The 20077-nt window shown below is 65.5% G+C and carries 10 protein-coding genes; 2 read left to right on the top strand and 8 right to left on the bottom strand.

The features are described from left to right. Positions 1-56: 56 nt before the first annotated feature. Genes ACT5M9_RS21250 through ACT5M9_RS21220 form a run of 7 tightly spaced genes read right to left on the bottom strand, consistent with a single transcriptional unit; the run spans position 57 to position 15523 of the window. Positions 57-1583 (bottom strand): amino acid adenylation domain-containing protein, encoded by a 1527-nt coding sequence (locus tag ACT5M9_RS21250; protein ID WP_457979075.1) that lies wholly within the window; start codon positions 1581-1583, stop codon positions 57-59. After that, positions 1580-7894 (bottom strand): non-ribosomal peptide synthetase, encoded by a 6315-nt coding sequence (locus ACT5M9_RS21245; RefSeq protein WP_457979076.1) that lies wholly within the window; start codon positions 7892-7894, stop codon positions 1580-1582. Before ACT5M9_RS21245 ends, ACT5M9_RS21250 begins: the two co-directional genes overlap by 4 nt. Positions 7895-7908: 14 nt before the next feature. Beyond that, complete coding sequence (dhbA, locus tag ACT5M9_RS21240; protein WP_457980574.1) at positions 7909-8658, bottom strand: 2,3-dihydro-2,3-dihydroxybenzoate dehydrogenase; 750 nt, start codon at positions 8656-8658, stop codon at positions 7909-7911. A gap of 17 nt (positions 8659-8675) precedes the next feature. After that, complete coding sequence (amoF, locus tag ACT5M9_RS21235) at positions 8676-11765, bottom strand: amonabactin biosynthesis non-ribosomal peptide synthetase AmoF (RefSeq protein WP_457979078.1); 3090 nt, start codon at positions 11763-11765, stop codon at positions 8676-8678. Further along, entirely contained in the window at positions 11762-12670 is a 909-nt protein-coding gene (locus ACT5M9_RS21230; protein WP_457979080.1) for an isochorismatase family protein, read from the bottom strand. The genes amoF and ACT5M9_RS21230 overlap by 4 nt, the downstream gene beginning before the upstream one ends. Positions 12671-12692: 22 nt before the next feature. After that, a complete protein-coding gene (locus ACT5M9_RS21225; protein ID WP_457979082.1) occupies positions 12693-14363 on the bottom strand; it encodes a (2,3-dihydroxybenzoyl)adenylate synthase in 1671 nt (556 codons plus the stop codon). Continuing rightward, positions 14360-15523 (bottom strand): isochorismate synthase, encoded by a 1164-nt coding sequence (locus tag ACT5M9_RS21220; RefSeq protein WP_438549534.1) that lies wholly within the window; start codon positions 15521-15523, stop codon positions 14360-14362. Before ACT5M9_RS21220 ends, ACT5M9_RS21225 begins: the two co-directional genes overlap by 4 nt. A 320-nt stretch (positions 15524-15843) precedes the next feature. Between ACT5M9_RS21220 and ACT5M9_RS21215 the strand changes: the two genes are divergently transcribed. After that, complete coding sequence (locus ACT5M9_RS21215; protein ID WP_457979084.1) at positions 15844-16398, top strand: lipoprotein; 555 nt, start codon at positions 15844-15846, stop codon at positions 16396-16398. A gap of 147 nt (positions 16399-16545) precedes the next feature. Further along, entirely contained in the window at positions 16546-18543 is a 1998-nt protein-coding gene (locus tag ACT5M9_RS21210; protein ID WP_457979085.1) for a hypothetical protein, read from the top strand. Between the two features lie 80 nt (positions 18544-18623). Here the strand turns inward: ACT5M9_RS21210 and glgC are convergent, their stop codons facing one another. Next, positions 18624-19898, bottom strand: a complete 1275-nt coding sequence (gene glgC, locus ACT5M9_RS21205; RefSeq protein WP_457979086.1) for a glucose-1-phosphate adenylyltransferase — start codon at positions 19896-19898, stop codon at positions 18624-18626. Positions 19899-20077 lie beyond the last annotated feature (179 nt).

Below are 20077 nucleotides of genomic sequence, written 5' to 3'. Positions count from 1 at the left end.
ATAGAAAGAAGCCCGCATCATGCGGGCTTCTCTTTTTATGGGTCTGTCTATGATGTTCACTCCGGCAGCGGCAACGCCTTTCTGTCCAATTTCCCACTGCCTGTCTTGGGCAGAGCATCGAGCAGAATAATCCGCGCCGGCACCATATAGTGGGGGAGGCTCGCCTGCAGGCCCTTGCGCATGGCGAGCCGGTTGAGGGTTATCCCGCTTTTTGCCTCCACATAGCCCACCAGCATGGCGTCATCCCCCTCGCCGATGAGTCGCACTGCCGCCTCCTGCACCCCGGCCTGGCGGCGAAGGCCCGCCTCCACCTCGCCGAGCTCGATACGAAAACCGCGCAATTTTATCTGATCGTCGCGCCGCCCGAGATAGAGGAACTGATCGCAGCCAAGCTGGCGCACCCGATCGCCGGTGCGGTAGAGGCGATGGGTATCCAATCGCAGGAAGGCCGCCGCCGTCAGGGCAGGCTTTCGCCAATACCCCTCACACAGGGCCGGGCTCTCGATGCAAAGCTCCCCCTCCTCTCCTTCCGCCACCGGCTGACCCGCGCCATCCAGCACCCAGTGCCGGTAGCCCGGCAGGCTGTTGCCTATGCGGATGCGCCCATCGGCCAGCGGCATGCGCACCTCGCTCACCAGGGACCAGACGGTGGCCTCGGTCGGGCCGTAGCAGTTCCAGAGCCGCTGGGTGCGGGCGCACAGTTGCTCGGCCAATCCTGCGTCCAGCGCCTCGCCGCCGCACAGGGCGGTGAGGCTGTCACTGCCCTGCCAGCCGGCCTTGAGCAGCATGCGCCAGCAGGCGGGGGTCGCCTGCAGCCAGTTGATGGAAAAGTCCGCCGCCAGCAGGGCCATCATCCCCAGGGGATCCTTGTTGTGGCCGTTGTCCGCCACCGTCAGCCGACCGCCACCCCAGAGCGGCCCCAACATCTCCAGCAAGGAGATGTCGAAGGCCGGGGTGGTGATAAAGAGCCAATGGCAGCTGGGTGAGAGGCCGAGCCGCTCGCGGATCCCGTCGAGGAAGCAGAGCAGGGCCCGACGGCTGATGACCACCCCCTTGGGCTCGCCGGTGGAGCCCGAGGTAAACATCATGTAGGCGGCCAGGGCGTCATCCACCTGGGGCCAGGCGCAGGCCTCCCCACCCTGAGCCTCGTTACTCACATGACTCAGGGGACGCAGAGGGCAGCCAAACTCGGGGCAGCCCTCGACGTCATCACAGAGCACAGCCGAGAGCCGCGCCTGGCGGGCGATGCCCTGCAGCCGCTCCACCGGGAAATCCGGCTCGAGGGGCACGAAACAGAGCCCGAGGCACAGGCAGGCGAGCAGGCTGGCCACCAAGTCAGGGGTGCGGGTCAGATAGAGGCCGACTCGTTCTCCTACCCCCAGGCCACGCAGACTGGCGGCAATCTGGCCGACCCGAGAGTCCAGCTCCCCGTAGCTCAGCCAGTGGCCGTTCATAGCGATGGCGGGGGCGAGCGGTGTCCCCCCCAACACGCGAGCCAGCCGAACGCCCAGTCCCTGTTCGCCCTGCCGGGCAATAGGGGGGGTATCCCCTTGCCGTGGATTAAGGGTTATCGCCGTGCTCATATCACCTCCTCGGGCAGACGCACCAGCCAGTGGTTGAACAGCTGACTCGGCGAGCCCTGCACCTTGAGACGTTGCAGACTCAGCGTCCCATGGCGGGCGCCGAACGCCTCGTTGAGGGCCGCCAGCAGGGCGAGCTGTTGCACCGAATCGATGCCAAGCTCGCTCACATTCTGCTGCCAACTTGCATGCTGGCCGCAGTGATCCTGCCACAGGGCCAGCAGTCGGCGCGCCTCTGCCTGGGTCGGCATGGCTTGGGTCGGCATGGCCTCGCCCGCCACCGGCGCAGACGCCGCCAGAGCGCCAGGCGCCTTGGCATCCGAGAGACGGGCGCTCTGGACCAGATTGACCTCTGCCAGCCACTCCAGCTCGGCGACCCAGAGGGCCAGCACGGCTTGCGCACGTCCCCGATCTATCTGCTCGCCATCGAACTCGAGGCGCAGGTTAAGCCGGCCGCCGCGGGCGTTGACCACCAGGGACAGAGGCAGCTCCACCTTCTCCACCACGGCGCCAAACTGCGGCACCAGCTGATGGGGCTCTGGGGTCGCCGGCGGCGATGGCATGGGGTAGTTCTCGAACACGAACAGGCTCTGGAACAGGCGCGGGCCACCTCGGGTCAGGGCCGCCAGGGACTGGGTACCGTGCTGATTGAGCGCCAGCAAGTCCCCCTGCAACTGAGCGATATGCTGCGTCAGGGTCAGGTCGGTGCGCCAATCCAGGGCCAGCGGCAGGCTGTTGATATAGAGCCCCACACTCTGGGTGATCCCCTCGATGGGGAAATCCCGGCCCGGGGTCACATTGCCCACCAGGGTCACAGGGTCGCCGCAGTGACGGGCCAGCAGTCGATGCCAGGCGTACTGGGCCAAGAGGCCTGCGGTGACACCCAGCTCGCGGGCCCGGCTCTCCAGGCGTCCGGAGATCTCCGGGACCAGACCCTGGCCGCACAGCTCGGGGGTCTGCTGGGTGAGGCGTCCGCTCAGGCCGGGTTCGAGAGTTACCCCGAACAAGGCCGACAGATCGTTGGGCTTGGCCAGCAGATCCCTGCGACCCTGCCAGTAGGCGGCACTGGCCGAGGCCTGGCTTGCGATATGGCGACCGAAGGCGAGCCAGGCGCCGTCTGCTTGCACCTCGGGCGAGGCCCCCTGCTTCAGGGCGTGCGTCATTGACTGCTGATAGCAGCGATGCACCGAACCCAGCAGCACTGGGCCGCTCCAGCCATCGAGCACGGCGTGATGGGCGCTCAGGATCACCTTGTGGTGATCGGGGCCCAGTTTGAAGCAGGCGATGCGCAGCAGGGGAGCCTGATCCAGCGGTATGGGTCTGGCCAGATCCTGCTGACGATAGACCTGAACCCGTGCCTCGGCATCTCCAAGCCCGGACAAGTCTTCATAGTGGAAGGGCAGCTCGGCCCTGGCCATGATGCGTTGCAGCGCCATCCCATCCGCCAGGATGAGGCCGGCTCTGAGCACGGGCCAGCGGGCGAGCTGGGCCTGCCAGGCGGCGCGATACGTGGCCACGTCCAGCGCCTGCCGATAGCTCATCTCGGTTTGCAGGTGATAGGCGCTATCCGTGGGCACCAGAACCCTGTGGTGCAGCATGCTCTGCTGCAATGAGGTCATGGGCAAAAGGGTCTCCACCTCGCCGCCAGCCTCTGCCGCGTCCAGCACCCCATCCAGGGTGGATTGGGTCAGGGCCAGCCCCGGGAAGTCGCTCGGGGTGCGGCGCGGTTTGGCTTGCGCGCAGCAGGCGTTCACCAGGGCCTCGATATTGGCCGCCAGCGCCGCCATCAGGGCGTCGCTCGCTTCCTGGTTGAGGGCACCGACCTGGCGCAGGGTGAGGCAGCCGCCGTAGACGCCGCCGTGCAGGCTGATGAGCTCGCGCGGCAGGTTCTGTGGCGCCGAGGGTTGGCCCGGCGCCACCGGCAGGGGCTGCCAGGGGGCCGGGGTGCCTCTGTGGGAGACCCCCAGATAGTTGAAGACGATGGCGGAGTGAGGCAGCTCCTGACCACGAGGGTGATGCAGGCGCAGGGCGTTGAAGCCCACCCCCTTGTCCGGCACGGCCCGCAGCCGCTCCTTGGTATCGCAGACAAGATCGCTCCAGGACGGGTTATTGGCCAGCGCCAGGGGATAGGTGCTGGTGAACCAGCCGAGGGTGCGGCTCACATCCAGCTGCGCATCGATGGCCTCACGGCCGTGCCCTTCCAGCATCACGCACTGCTTGGCGCCGTAACCGAGTTCGCTCAGGGTACGGGTCAGGGCCGTCAGCAGCAGATCCGGCACCTGGGTCAGGTGGGCCTGGTTGGCCTCATCGATGAGGCGGGCGGTGATCTGCTCATCCAGGCGCAGCAGGCTGGCGGCGGCGCGGCCATCGGGGGCGCGCTGGGCCTGCAGCAAGCCTTGCTCGCTGCCCTCCCCCTGCCCCAGCCAGAACGCCAGCTGGGCCGCTTCGCGGGTCGCGTAGGCGGCCAGCCCCTCTCCCCATTGGCGGTAGCTGCTGCCCTTGGCGGGCAAGGCACGGCCCTCGGCTAGACGGACCAGATCCTCGGCCAAAATGCGCCAGGAGACGGCGTCGATGACCAAGTGATGGAAGGCGATAAAGAGCCCCTCCACGGGCTCGGCATCCGCCTCGCTCGTGAGGTTGCGAAGCCGTGCCCAGGCCAGGGTCTGGCCCTGCTCGGGGGCAAAGTCCCCCTGCCACTGGGTCAGGCAAGCCTGCAACTCGGCCTCATCCAGCGTGGCCGCATCCAGCCGATGCAGGGGCGGCAGCGCCAGCTCGGCCAGATAGCGCTGACCGGTCGGGGTGACCGCCAAACGCAGGGCATCGTGGTGGGCGAGCAGGGTGCGCATCCAGCCCATCAGGGCCTCGTCGTCAACCCCTGCTGGCAGACGCAGTATTACACCCTGGTTCCAGTGACCGGACTTGGCAAAGCCCTGCTCGAAGAACCAGCGCTGGATCGGATGCAGGGGGAATTCCCCTTCCAGGATCCCTTGCTCCGTCTGGTGGCTGACCGCCTGCTGCTGACCGAGCTGGCGGCACAGACGGCGCACCGTCTTGGCCTCGAACACATCCTTCACGCTGCAATGCAGGCCGGCGTCTCGCAAGCGGGTGGTGAGCTGGATGCTGAGGATGGAGTCTCCGCCTAAGCGGAAGAAGTCATCCTCCACCCCGAGGGGCTGCTTGAGTACCGCCTGCCAGATGGCGAGCACAGTCTGCTCCAGCTCGTTTTGCGGCTCGCCCTTGCTCTCCTGCCAGCTGATGGCGGGCAGGCGGCGCAGGTCCAGCTTGCCGTTGGGGGTGAGCGGCATCTCGGGCAACCAGCAGAGGCGCACCGGCACCATGTATTCGGGCAGGCACTCGCCGGCCCGTTGCAGCAAGGCCTCGGCGTCCGGCTCGGTCGCGCCGGCTTGCAGGCAGGCATAGGCCAGCAATCGACCCTCTTGCACCACCACCTTGATCTGGCGGATGGCAGGTTCAATGGCGGCAATCTGGGTCTCTATCTCGCCGGGCTCGATGCGATAACCCCTGAGCTTTATCTGCTCGTCGATGCGTCCCAGGTAGCTGAGGTTGCCGTCACGGCGCCTGAGGGCCCTGTCCCCGGTGCGATAGAGGCGATGAACACGGGTGCCCGCGCCACTGACCAGGGTGCGCTCGATAAAGGCTTCTTGGGTGCGATCCGGCAGGTTGAGGTAACCACGGGCGAGGCCGAGACCGGTCAGGCAGAGCTCGCCGGGCACCCCCACAGGGCAGGGGTTGCCCGCCTCGTCCAGGATCACCGCCTTCAGGTTGTCGATGGGCTGGCCTATGGTGATGGGCTCACCCGGACGCAGGCGCGCGCAGAGCGCGGTCACTGTGCACTCGGTCGGGCCATACATGTTGTAGAGCGCGACCCGGTTGCCCCAACGCTCCACCAGGGAGCTGGGACAGGCCTCGCCACCAAAACCGATGGCCTTCAGGGAACCGAGATCCGCCGGTGGCAGCAGGTTCGCCAGCAGGGCCGTCGGCAGGATCATATGACTGGCGCCTTTGGCCATGGCGGCGGCGATCACCCCCTCCCCCGGCTCGCCGAAGTGCAGGGCGGCACCGCAGTAAAGGGGCAGCAGGGTGGTCATGTTGCCCGCATCGAACGAGAGGGACATGCAGTTGAACATGGCGCCATCGTGATCAAGGGCGACGCGCGCCCCGTGATCCGCCATCAGGTTGACCAGGCTGCCCTGCTCCACCATGACCCCCTTGGGCAAACCTGTGGAGCCCGAGGTGTAGATGATCTGGGCCAGCATGGCAGCATCGCGGAAAACGGCGGGGACGCTGGTTGGCATCTCATCCAGCGCCAGCTGGTGCAGGTTGTAGTACTGGGCACCCGTGCCCGCCAGCGCGTCGCCAAGGCGTGCGTCCGGCTCGCCCCCCAGCACCAGGCCAATGGCCGCATCGCCGAGGATGTGGGCCAGCCGCTCGGCGGGATAGGCGGGGTCGAGCGGCACATAGGCTGCCCCCACCTTCCAGCAGGCCAAGAGGCCGATGACGAAGGCCGACTCCCGCTTGGCCTGCAGGCCGATGGCGGCACCCGGGGTCACGCCCTGGGTCAGCAGCCAGTGGGCGAGCCGGTTGGCCTCGGCCTCCAGCTCCCCATAGCTGAGCACATGCTTGTCATCGCTCACAGCCAACGCAGTGGGGTGGGCCAGGACGCGACGCTCGATATGGCAGAGCAGAGTGTCGCGGCTCGGGTAGTCGATGGGCAGGCTCGCAAGCTCCAACCCCAGAGCTGCGTCGTCCATGCCCGCTTCCAGGGGCAGTTGCCAGATGTCGGTCTCGGGGGCCGCCACCACGGCGCGCATCAGGTGCAGCAGGCGATCGGCGTAAGACTGGATGGTCTCTCGCTCGAACAGGGCGGTGGCGAACAGCCAGTCCACCCGCACCGAGTCCATCAGCTCGGTTACCTTGACCGAGATGTCTGTCTTGGCGGGCAGCACGGGGGAGGTCTCCTCCACCAGCTCGCAGCCGGGGATGAGATCGTTGAAATCCACCTTGGCCTGATAGACCAGCATGATCTGGAAGATGGGGTTGATGGCGGTGGTGCGATCCGCCCCAATGGCCTCGGCCAGCGCTTCGAAGCGATAGAGCTGATGGTCAAAGGCTGCCAGATCCTCCTCCCGGCACTGCTGCAGGTAATCGACGAAGCTCGGTCGCCCTTCCAGCCGGGTGCGCAGCACCAGGGTGTTGACGAAGAAGCCCACCAGAGACTCAATCTCGTGGCGCTCTCGGTAGGCGAGCGGGGTGCCGATGACCACCTCCTTCTCATCGCTCTGGCGCACCATCAGCAGGGCGAACAGGGCGTGCAGACCGATGAAGTTCGAGGTGCTGTGACGCTGGCACAGGCGCTTGAAGCTGTCCCACAGATCGTTGTCTATGGTGGAGAAGACCAGCTCGCCGCCGCTGCCCTGATGGGCGGGGCGAGGCTTGTCGAGCGGCAGGCCGTGCACCTCTGGGCTGCCCCCCAGGCGGTCCACCCAGAACGGCTTGAACTCGGCGTGATAGTCGAGAAAACGCGGGGAGTTGAACCAGTGGGCGTAGTCCAGATAGTTGAGCGGCAACTCGGCCACCAGCAGGGGTTCCCGGTTCTGATGGGCGAGAAACGCGCGCTTCAAGTCCGCGAACATGTTCTTGACCGACCAGCCGTCGGAGATGATGTGGTGCTGGGTGATCAGCAGCACATGTTCATGAGTCCCCAACCGGATAAGGTTGACCCGGCTGAGATCCCCTTTCGTCAGCGAGAAGGGGCGCCCTATCTCTTCGCGCACCCGGCGGGCCACATAGGCCTCGCGCTCGGCCTGGGGAGCCGAGCTCATATCCTCAATCTGCAGCTTGAACGGGACATGGGGCAGGATCTCCTGGGCCCCCCTGCCCGCCTCGTCCTTGACGAAGCGGGTGCGCATGCTGGGATGGCGGGCAAACAGGTGATCGAAGGCAAACTCCAGGGCGGCCGTATCCAGCTCGCCGCGCACCCGGAAGTAGACCGGCATGTTGTAGAGGTGGGAGGCCTCTTCGTATTGCTCGATAAACCAGAGCCCGCTCTGGGAGGAGGAGAGCGGTCCCTGCAGGGTGCGCTTGGCCTCCTCAGAAACCGCGATGGGCGCCTCGAAGGCCGCGCGGGCGGCCAGACAGCGCACCAGCTCATCCTTGTGAGCCTTGATTTGGGCGCCGATGGCGGGGGTCACCGCCTCCTTGCTCGACTGGGAGATGAGCTGCCCCTTGTCGTTCAGGGCCAGTTTCACTCCCTGACGTTCCAGCTGCTTGAGCAGCGTGATCATATTGTTCATCTGTCTTTGAGCCCTCAGGCGCTCAGGGTGGCGCCGCCGTCGACGACCAGATCCTGCAGTGTGATGTGGCTGGCCAGATCCGAGGCCAGGAAGAGGACCGTGTGGGCTATCTCTTGCGCCGTCGCAATCTTGTTAAGCGGAATGCCGAGCTTGAACTGATCTGGCAGCCCCTGGATGGTGCGGGCCATGGCCCCTTCATCGGGCAGCATGCCGCGCAGCATCTCGGTATCCGTCGAACCCGGCGACACCAGGTTGACCCGCACCCCGAAGGGGGCCAGCTCCAGCCCCACCGTCTGGGTCAGGCTGGTGACCGCCGCCTTGGAGGCGCAGTAGGCCGCCATCTGCATGCGCGGCACATGAGCGGCGTTGGAGCCAATGGTGACGATGGCGCCACTCTGCTGCGCCTTGAAGTGGGGCACCAGGGCCCGCAGCAGGTAGAAGACGCCGCTGGCGTTGACCGCGAGGCAGTCGTCCCAGTCGGCATCGCTCAGGGTTTCGGTAGGGCCGAGGCGCAAGACCCCGGCTCCGTTCACCAGCACGTCCAGCCCGCCATCTGCCAGCAGTTGCGCGCAGCAGGCATTGACCGCCCCCGAGTCACGAATGTCGAGCACCCGGGTGGCGAAGGGGTAATCCTCATAGGAGAAGGCCAGATCCAGCCCCACCACGGAGGCGCCGGCGGCCACGAACTGCTCGGCCACCTCGCGCCCTATGCCACGGCCGGCGCCGGTCACCCAGACCCGCTTGCCACTGAAATCTATATTCATCATCTGTTCGCCCTTCATCACCACACCATCTCCACGCTCTCTTCATCCTCGGTCAGCTTGCCGTCGAGGAAGCGGCAGAAGTCGTCGAGGCGCGGGTGATCGAAGACATCGGAGACCTTGACCTGCACCCCGAACTCGGCGCCGAGCCGGTTCACTATCTGGATGGTCTGCAGGGACTGGCCCCCCAGCTCGAAGAAGTTGTCCGCCGGCCCCATGGTGGCCAGCCCCAGGATCTGCTGCCAGATGGCACCGACCCGGTTCTCTGTCTCGCTGCCCAGCGTCAGGGCTTCACCGCCCGCCTGGTACTGGGCCAGCAGACCCTTGCGATCCAGCTTGTTGGAGCCGGTGCGGGGCAGCTGATCATAGTGGCGATAGTCGGTGGGGATCATGGCGGCGGGCAGTACCTTGGCGAGCTGAGCCTTGATGACCCGGCTGTCGCGCTCGGGGCCGGCCACGAAGGCCACCAGCCGGCGCACACTGCCCTGGCTGATCCCCTGCACGCAGGCCTCATCCACTCCGGGCAGGGCCAGCAGCTGGGCCTCCACCTCGCCGGGCTGGATGCGATAGCCACTGATCTTGAACTCGTTGTCACGGCGGCCGAGGTAGACCAGGCGACCGGAAACCCAGCGCACCCGATCGCCGGTGCGATAGACGGGCAGGATCTCAGCGCCGACACGCAGGGTGCCGAAGGTACCCTGCACGCCGCCGACATAACCGTTGGCGAGTTGCGGGCCGAGCAGCACCAGCTCCCCTTCCTCGGCGGGTTGCTCCCCCGCCCCCAGGATCAGCGCCTGCATGCCGGGCAGCGGCAGACCGATGGGCAGCTGGGCCTGGGCGGGATCCTCGCCCTGCAGCTCCTGAGTGGTGACCACGACAGTCGTCTCGGTGGGGCCATAGGTGTTGAACAGGCGCACATCAGAGCGGCCCTGGCGCTGCCACTGGGCCAGCTGCTCAGGGTAGACGGCTTCACCGCCTATGATGACGGTGGCCAGGTTGGCCGGGATGTGGGCCTGGCCGGCGCCGAGGGACACCACCCACTCGTTCCAGAAGGCGGTGGGCAGGTCCAGGTGGGTGATCCCCATCTCTTCCACCCCGGCCGCGAAGGTCGGCATGGATTCGAGCAGGGCGTCGGTGCGCAGCACCAGGGTCGCACCGCCGCTCAGGGTGGCGAACACCTCCTCTATGCTGGCGTCGAAGTTGAAGGGGGCAAATTGCAGCATGCGCGCCTCCTCGTCCAGGTGATAGCGGCAGCGGGCGGCGGCGGCGAAGTGATCCAAGGCGCCGTGGCTGACCGCGACCCCCTTGGGCAGGCCGGTCGAGCCGGAGGTGAACATCAGGTAGGCGACCGCGCTGCCATTGGCCGGCTGGCAGAGGCGATCCCCGCTCACCAGATCCCCGGCCAGCAGGGTGCGGCCCTCAAACAGGCTGGCCAGCTTGTGGCGATACTCCGCCTGGGTGATGAGGGTCTTGACCTCACCGATGCGCAGTATATGGCCCTGACGCTCCAGGGGCTGCTCGGGATCGAGGGGGACATAGACGGCGCCCGCCAGCAGTACCGCCAGTTGGGCGAAGATGGCCTGGGGGGAGCGTGCGAGCATGACCCCGACCCGCTCGCCGGGCTGCACGCCAGCCCCTTGCAGGGCCGCAGCCATCTGCTCGGCGCGGGTCAGCAGCGCCTCGTAGCTGAAGCGGGCCTCCCCCTGCTCCAGCGCTATCTTGTCCGGGGTCTGGGCCGCGAAGTGACAGAGGGCATCCAGCACGGGGCGCACGTTGATCACTTCATGGGCCGGCCCGGTGATCAGGGCCCTGGCACGCTGCTCTGCGAGCCAGTCGGCCTTGAGTGTGCCCAGGGTCAGGGTTGGCTCGGCGAGCCAGCGTCCCAGCAGAGTGAACAGGGTGTCGGCGATGCGCGCCAGATCCGCGGTCTGATAGCAGCCAGGGTTGGCATCCAGATCCAGCCTCGGCTGGCCATCTGCTCCCACCTGCACTTCGATGGTGAGATCTTCCACCGGGCCGGCACTGATGTTGAGGATATGGGCAGATAGCGGCCCGAAGCGGCGGGCGTGGTCGAACGGCATGATGTTGACCAGGGGGCCAAACAGGCGCTTGTCACCTCCCACCAGGCCGAGGTCGCGGCGCAGCAGCTCGTAGCGATAATGCTGATGCTTGCGCACCCCGCGCTTGGCCTTGGCCACGGCGCCGGCGGCGACCGCCAGGCTCATCTCCTCACCGAGCTCGAAGGCCAGCGGGGTGATGTTCATCTGCATGCAGGGCACGGTGAGCGACGCAGAGCCGATGCGATTCATCATCATCAGGCCAAGCAGGGTCTTCTCCTGACCGCTCGCCAGCGCCAGCTGGGCCGAGAGACCGGCCAGCAGCAGATCCGGCCAGCTCAGCTTGTTGTCATCGGCAAAGCCCACCAGGGATTGCCAGAGCGCCGCCGGCAGCGGGCGGCTCTCACGGATAAATTCGGCGGCGATGGGGGCGCGGGACTCGCTGAAGGATTTCACCTCTGGCCAGTCTTGCAGCTGCTCCTGCCAGAAGGCACGGGCGGTGGCGTTCTTGCCGCTCTCCTCCCGGGCCAGCTCCTCGGCCAACACCTCGTCCAGCAGGCCGAACGGGGATGGCGAGGTCATGGCCCCCTCCAACCCTTCCCCATAGAGCTCGGCGATGCGCTGGAACAGCAGGGTGGTGCCGAAGCCGTCGAGGGCGATGTGGTGCACGCAGCTGTAGAGATAATCCCGGTCGGTGCCGCGGAGCAGGGCGAAGCGGCAGGGGGATTCCGTGGTCAGCTCGAACGGGCGGCGCAGATCCGCCCAGGCCCAGGCGCGGGCCTCTGCCTCGTCACCGCGCGTCAGGGTTATCTCGCCATAGACGGGGGCCAGGGCGTGGCTGACGAAGCAGACCTCATCGCCATTGTCCTCGAAGTGCCCCTGCAGGGCCTCGCACTCCCCCACCGCTTGGGCGAGGGCCGCGGCCAGCACGGCACCGTCCACCTTGCCATCGAAGGCGATGCACTCGGCGGTGTTGAACATCGCCTTGTCGTCGTTGAGCAGATGACCGGACCAGAGCCCCTGCTGGGGAATGGTCAGTGGGAAGCGGCTCATTGCGCCACCTCCAGGGTCTTTTGCTCGGCCAGTTTCTGTTCGATGAGACGCCACCAGCCGTTCAGGGTCGGCTTCTTGGCGAGATCCACGAAGCCAAGCTCCACCCCGGCGGCGCGCCACTCGGTGAGCAGGGCCATGATGCGTACCGAGTCGAGGCCATAGTCGATGAGGTTCTCGTCCGCGTCGAACTCTTCTTCGTCCTCGTCGATGTGGCTCAGCAGCCGGGCCTTGAGCCCCTCATACGTCAACAAGGGGTTCTGCCCTTCGGCCTTGGCTACCGGCGCCATGGCCAGCACCTCTTCGCAGGGGATCACCTTGCCGCAGCGGGTCGCCACATAGTCCAGCGCCATCTGGTGATCGGCCAGGGAGAAGTCCGCCACCCCGTCCGCCAGGAAGAAGGGCTGGATGTCGCGCATGAAGGCGTCGCAGGCGGTCATCATGCAGCCGATGTGGCCGTAGATGCCGCCGATGATCAGTTGATCCCGTCCCTGCTCTTTCAGCAGTTGCTCAAATTCGGAGCGCTGGAAGGCGCTGTAGCGCCACTTGACCAGCACCACGTCGTCGCTCTCGGGGCGCAGGGGGGCGACCACCTGTTGCAGCTCGGGGCTCTTGTTCAGGCCCGGGCCCCACATGTCGTTGAGCAGGGCTCTATCTTCGGGGGCCTGATCCTTGGGCTGGGCCGTGTAGAAGACGGGGATGCCGAGGGCCTTGCAGTGACGGCGCACCGCCACCAGATGCTCGGTCAGAGCGGCGATCAGCGGGCTGTTCTCGCCATAAAACGCGGTGAAGTACTCCTGCATGTCGTGAATGAGCAGGGCGGCGCGCTTGGGATCCAGGGGCCAGCTGACCTTGTTGTCCTTCCATTGGCTGGGCATGGCGTAGTTGTTCAGGGTTGGGATAGCCATAACGTCATGATTCCTTTTAGTTTTAAACTGTTGTCATCGGCAGGCTGTCGCCTGCGAGGGATTGCGCGATACGGGCGCGCAGTCCCTGCTTGTCTATCTTGCCCACCGCCGTCATGGGGAGGGCGTCGAGGATCTCGAAGCGATCCGGCAGCTTGAACTCCGCCACGCCGCGGGAGCGCAGAAACTTGCGCAGGGCCAGCGCCTTGAGGCCGGGCTCGGTGGCGACGATGAAGGCGCAGCTCTTCTCCCCCATGGTGCTGTCCGGCATGGAGACCAGAGCCACCTGGGTGATGGCCGGATGGTGCAGCAGCTGGTTTTCCACCTCCTCCGCCGCTATCTTCTCGCCGCCCCGGTTGATCTGATCCTTCTGGCGCCCCACCACGGTGAGGTAGCCGTCTGCATCCTGTACCACCAGATCGCCCGAGCAATAGAAGCCATCGGCATCGAACACCCGGGCGTTGTGAGCCGGGCTCTGGTAGTAGCCGCGGAAGGTATAGGGGCCGCGGGTGTGCAGGGCGCCGGGCTGACCGGGGGCAACCGGGTTGCCCTCCTCGTCCAGCACCCGCACCTCGTCGTCCGGGCTCATGGGGCGGCCCTGGGTGTGGATGATCTTCTCATCCGAATCATCCAGTCGGGTGTAGTTCACCAGGCCTTCCGCCATGCCAAACACCTGCTGCAGGCGGCAGCCGAGCAGGGGTTCTATCCTTCTGGCCACCGCTTCACCGAGCTTGGCACCGCCAACCTGCAGCAGCGAGAGGCTCGAAAGCTGAGCCCGCACGGACGGATCGGCCTCGGCGGCCTGTAGCCAGAGGGAGACAGCTGGCGGCACCAGGGAGCAGAGGTTGACCTGGTGGCGCGCGATCAGCGGGAAGCAGCTGATGGGGCTGGGGTCTTGCGCCAGCACCACGGCGCCGCCGGCCTCGAACACGCCGAGGGCACCGGGGGAGCTCAGGGGGAAGTTGTGGGGGGCCGGCAGGGCGCACAGATAACGGGTATGGGGGCCGAGCTCACAGAGATCAACGCTTCTGCGCACGCTGTACAGGTAGTCGTCGTGGGTACGGGGGATCAGTTTGGGGGTACCCGTGCTGCCGCCGGAGAGCTGGAAGAAGGCCACCTCGTCCACAGGGCTCGGGCCAAAGGCGGGAGATGCTGCGCCATCGACATCCAGCTCCCCAAGCCAATGGCTCAGACCCAGCTCACCCGCGTCTCCATCCAGCAGCACCAGTTCGGCACCGATCTGTGTCAGCAGCTCGCTCTCGCGGCCCCCTGTCTCGAACAGAGGGTGAGCCAGCGAGCCGATAAAGAGGCGAGGCTTGATCTGCTCGGCATAGGAGGATAGCTCCAGCCGGTTGTGACTGAACAGGGCGTTGACCGGCGCTATGCCGACTTTGAGCAGGGCGAAGAACACAAGGTAGAACTCGGCCACATTCGGCAGCTGCACCAGGGCGGTGTCGCCGACCTGGAAACCCTGGCGGGCGAGGCGCGCCGCCAGCCGGGTCGAGCCCGCATCCAGCTCCCCATAGGTGAAGCTGCGCTCGCCGCAGATGACGGCCGTGGCCTCGGGCGCCAGCGTGCACTGGCGGGTCAGCATGGCGGTCAAAGGCTCGCCGCGCCAGTAACCCTTGGCGCGGTAGGACGCTGCCAGCGCCTCTGGCCAGCGGGTGTAGGGCAGGAAGTGGTTGTGAGTCGTCATAGGGCCACCTCGGTGCCAAGCCCCAGGGCCTTGAGCATGGTGCCGAGCTTGGTGCCGGTCTCGGCCCACTCCATGGCAGGATCCGAGCCCGCGACTATGCCGGCACCGGCAAACAGCTCAACGTGATGGCCGTCCAGCACGCCACAGCGGATCACCACGGCCCACTCTCCGTTGCCCTGGCTGTCGCACCAACCGACGATGCCGCTGAACAGGGCGCGTCTGAAGGGCTCCTGCTCGCGGATGAACTGGCGGGCCAGATCCGTGGGATAGCCGCACAGGGCCGGGGTGGGATGCAGCTGGCAGGCCAGGGACAACACGGACGCCTGCTCCCCGTGCAGCTGACCCGCGATGGGGGTGCCCAGATGCCAGAGGGTATCCGTGCTCATCAGGGAGGGCTCGGTCGGGATGGCCAGCTCCCGGCAGTGGGGGGCCAGCACCCGACGGATCTCGTCGATCACCAGGCGGTGTTCGTGCTGATCCTTGCTCGACGCCAGGAGCGCCCGGGCCACCGCCTCATCCTGCGCCGGCTCGCTGCCACGCTTGGCAGACCCCGCCAGGGGATGGGTGAAGACCTCTCCCGCGCTCACCCGCAGCAACAACTCTGGGCTGGCGCCGAGCAGGCGACGACCCTGGCCGAGCGGCAGGGAGAAGTGGAAGGCATTGGGATTCTGGGTCATCAGGCGTGCCAGCACCTGCTCGGGATCCGCCGGCCTGCTCAGTTGCAGGGAGAGTTTGCGCGACAGCACCACCTTGGAGAGCCGGCCCTGTGCGAATGCATCGAGAGCCGAGCTCACCGAGGCCTTGAACTGGGCGGCCGCGGGAGTGCTCTGCACCGAGATCACCTGATTGTGCTCTGGGAGGCTGGTCGCCGGGGCATTTCGCTCCCCCCGCTCGTAGCGGCCGGGGACATAGAGACAGGAGGCTTCGGCGGGGTCGAAGGCAAAGGCCCCGATGAGCAGCGGATTTTGCTGGCCGGCGGCCTGCGCCGCTGCCAGGGCCTGCACTATCTGCCGCTCGAGCAGGGACCATTCACAGGCGGGGGTGCTGATGGGTTGGCCGAGATCAAAGGCGCGAATGCAGCCCTGACTCGAGGTAAACAAGAAATCGGGCGGGGATCCGGCCTCGGCTGGCGCACCATCTTCCATTACTAGAGTATTCACGCTACACCCTCAAACATGAGTCAAAATGATAATCGTTATCAATTGCTTTTGAGCGGCGGTAAAATACTCGTCCCGAAAGAGCCCGGTCAAGGGGATTTTTGGGCGGTAAAACTGGAGTCTGTTTGTGGATATTGGCGGCTTCAGGCCAGCACTGGCCTGGCGTGATGGGCCTCACGCGGGTTACTCGAATGGCCAGGGATTGCTATCCCCATATGGGGGATGCGACAAAAACAGGATCCCGGGGCCGGACTGGCGGTCTTGCCGCTTTGCCCCTAAGATGGCGCCATCACCCGTTATCGCCCTGCTGATGGAAACCTTTCATGCTCAAGCGCCTGTTATTGCTCCCCTTTGCCCTGCTGCTCGCGGCCTGCTCCTCCCTGACCCAGTACAGCGTCAGCGAGAGCGAGATCAACCAGTACCTCAAAGACAAGATCGCCTTCCAGAAGGAGATCGGCATCCCGGGGATCATGTCGAGCCGGATCAGCCTGGACGATCTCACCAGCCGCATCGGCCGCAGCCGCGCCGACCGGGTTGAACTGGATGCCGCCGGGGATCTGCAGGTGGCGAGCCCCCTCGGCAGCCAGCAGATGAAGGTACGCCTCTCCCTGAGTGCCCGCCCGGACTATGTGGCGGATCAGGGCGCCATCTATCTGCGGGATCTCGAGCTCATCTCGGTCAAGACGGAGCCTGCCGACGTGGGCGCCGCCCTCACCCCCTTGCTGCCCACCTTCAACCAGTCCCTCTCCCTCTTCCTCTCTCAGACGCCGGTCTATCGACTCGATGGCAGCCGTGCGAACGAGGCCAGGATCAAGGAGAAGGTCGAGGCCCTCAAGGTGGAGCCGGGGCGCCTGGTGATCCCCTTCAAATTGATGTAATACTCATCGCCGCGCCTTCCCTCTCCCCTGCAACCCAGGCGCGGCTTTTCTCTTCTCAAGCCCCTCCCTTTGCCCCATAATGCACACCATTCTCATTTAGATTTTGAGAAGCGTCATAATAAAATCAAACATATGGGTGAAAAGGACATGAGAAAAACCGTACTGGTGCAGGCGATCGCCTGTGCACTGATCGGCGGCGCCGCGCACGCCGCCGTCAAGGTCGAGGACAAGACCTTCAACACCGCCGCCAGCATGCTGGCCTACACCGAATTCGAGCTCTCCGGCGAACCCCTTGCCGAGGCCCTCGGCCTGGATCTGGACGTGCTGGATGCCAACCGCGCCGACGAGCCGACCCCCTTCGACTTCGCCGCCGGCATCGAATCCTATGAGTATTCCGAAGAGGCCATGTACGCCCTGAACTACCAGTCAGGCATGGGCCCGCATCTGGTGAACGGGCCGCAGAACCTGGCCCGTGGCGGCACAATGGCAGACCTTGGCAAGCGCGTGCTGGCCATGGCCGAGGCGGTCGGCTTCCCGGCCGATGAAGTACCGCAGGGCATGTATCCCCTCTCCCTGCCCTACGCCTCCGCCAATCCCGAGTTCGCCCAGGCCGTGAATACCACCCCGGTCAACGGCGATCAGGTCACCATCAAGACCGCCAAGGGCGTCGAGAAATCCGTCAAGACCCAGGTTCCCGCCTACTTCCGCGACTACACCACCCTGCGCTGGAGCGGCAGTGACAACTTGCTGAACCCGGCCGCCGTTGGCGGTATCCTGCTCAAGGAAGTGATGTGGTCTCAGGACTTCCTCGGCGGCATGCATGTGGCCGAGAGCGACGAAGAGGTCGAAGCAGCCTCCGCCACCATGGATCAGGATGGCAAGCACAAGCTCGGCGTCTCCGCGGCCGACGGCTTCAACGGCATGATGCTGACCGAACAGTCCATCGACAAGCTGGCCATACTGCAGGGCCAGCTCGGCTATGATGGCAAGCAGCTCGGCGCCAAGATAAGCCCGCAATACGATCCCGCCAAGGGCGTGGTCTACTTCCCCCATCAGGTGAAGGTCACCGAGACCACCAAGAACGAGGTGGGAGCCATCGGCAAGCTGGAGGTGGTGGATGGCTCCGCCCAGTTGCGCGACGCCTGGATGATGCTCTGGCCCCTGTCCGAGTTCTACGCCTTCAGCGATCAGCGCAGCGCCAACACCAACCAGAACCCGGCCTTCCACGCCGTGTTCGACGGCACCCCCTTCGCCGCCGCGCCGACCGCCAACAAGGGGGCCGATGCCGCCAAGCTGGTGGCAGGGGATGATGCCTTCTCCCTGGCCCTGAACCTCTCCGGCATGGTGTTCAAGAACCTCAATGCCCTGCACTTCGATGCCAAGGCCGGTACCCTGGTGGACAGCTGGCAGGCTGGCAAGCAAGGCAAGCACGTCACGACCTTCGACGCCGCTTACAGCCTGGTCGCCCTGCAGATCTTCCAGCGCGCCCAGGATGCGCTGCCGGTCGGCTACGCCGCCGGTGACAACGGCGAGCTGAACCTCAAGACCGCCCAGGGCCAGCAGGCTCTCGCACTCATCCGCAAACAGGCCGACTTCCTGCTCGCCCAACTCAAGGGCAAGAACGGTCTGCTGCATGACGGCATGACGTTCGGCGGATCAGCTGATGCGGGTCAGTCCATCGAGACCCAGTTCGCCGCCATCCGCGGTCTGACCGCGGCCTTCCTGGCCACCTCGGACGCCAAGTACCGCACTGCCGCGCGCGAGCTGTTCATCGCCACCGACAAGGCCTTCTTCAACACCAAGGCCGGTACCTGGCTCACGGGCAAGCAGGGTGAATACACCCCCTGGACCCAGGCCGCCATCTCCGGCGCCCTGCGCTCCGCCATGCTGAACCTGCGCAACGAAGGCAGCGAGAAGGCCCCCGAGCTGGAACTGGCCCAGCTGACCCAGCGTTACGTCAGCTGGTTCCGCGGCACCGTCAACGGCGGCATGCAGATGGCCGAGTGGATCGGCGACTCCGGTGAGAACGTCATCGAGGGCGCCGGCCATGACACCGACGAAGACGGCGTGCAGCAGGTGACCGCCGCCGGTGGCAAGCACGGTACCGCCATGGTGATGGCCGGCAAGGCCGTCGTGAGCGAATAAACCATCCGCAACCGGGTCAGTCGCTGACCCATGAAAAAGGGAGCCCTTGCGGCTCCCTTTCTGTTTGACCTTTCAGACCATCACTTCAGCTTGGCCAGCATCTCCTTGGTCACCAGCACTATGCCCTGCTCGGAGCGATAGAAGCGGCGGCTATCCTCGTCCGCGTTCTCCCCCACCACCAGGCCGTCCGGCAGCTTGCAGCCCTTGTCCACCACCACCCGGCGCAACCGGCAACCGGCTCCGATCTCGACCCCGGGGAAGATGATCGCCTGATCCAGGGTGCAGAAGGAGTGCACCCGCACATTGGTGAAGAGCACAGAGTTCAGCACGAAGGAGCCGCTGACGATGGAGCCGCCGGCGAACATGGAGTTGATGGTCATGCCGTGCTGGCCGTTTCTGTCCTGCACGAACTTGGCGGGAGGCGCCATGTTCTGGCTGGTCCAGATGGGCCAGTTCTCGTCATAGATGTCGAGTTCGGGCACCACGGAGGCGAGATCCATGTTCGCCTCCCAGAACGAATCCAGGGTCCCCACGTCGCGCCAGTAGGGTTTCACCCCCTCCTTGGCCCCCACGCACGACATGCTGAAGGGGTGGGCGAACGCCTTGCCCTCCCCCACGATGCGCGGGATCACGTCCATGCCGAAGTCGTGCTTGGACTCCTGGTTGTGGATGTCCTCTTCCAGCAGCTGATAGAGATACTCCGCCTCGAAGATGTAGATCCCCATGGAGGCGAGGGAGAGATCGTCGCGCCCCGGCATGGCGGGCGGATTGGCAGGTTTTTCCACGAAGGCGCGGATCTTGCGCTGCTCGTCGATGTCCATCACCCCGAAGGCGGAGGCTTCACAGCGCGGCACCTCGATGCAGGCCACCGTCACCTTGGCGCCGAGGCGCACGTGATCCAGCAGCATGGCGGCATAGTCCATCTTGTAGATGTGATCCCCCGCCAGCACGACGATGTACTTGGGGCCGTAGTCACGGATGATGTCGACGTTCTGGTAGATGGCATCGGCGGTGCCGCGATACCAGTGCACCTCGTCCACCCGTTGCTGGGCGGGCAGGAGGTCGATGAACTCGTTCATCTGGTAGCGCAGGAAGGACCAGCCCGATTGCAGGTGGCGCAGCAGGCTGTGGGACTTGTACTGGGTGACCACACCCACCCGGCGAATGCCGGAGTTGATGCAGTTGGAGAGCACGAAATCGATGATGCGGAACTTGCCGCCAAAGTGGACCGCCGGCTTGGCGCGGTTGTCGGTCAGCTGCTTCAGGCGGCTGCCGCGTCCCCCCGCGAGCACCAGGGCCATACTCTGATTCAATAGTTGCCGTGCTTTGGCTGTGTTGACGGGTTCTAGTTGCATAAATACCTCGGCCTGGTTGCTGCTGTTTTCATCCCATATTCGCTTTTTTTAGCCGTTATGAAAGTGTTTTCAATCACATTTAACAGGATTGCAAGCCCCCATTCCATGGGGGCTGACGAGTCCATCAGTACTATGCTGTCCACATGGTTAAAATTGCTACACATTGACTTCACCAAGGA

The sequence above is a fragment of the Aeromonas sp. AE23HZ002T15 genome (assembly GCF_054165525.2).
The sequence above is the reverse complement of the archived record's forward strand: the minus strand, read 5'-3'. Positions and strand labels throughout refer to the sequence as shown.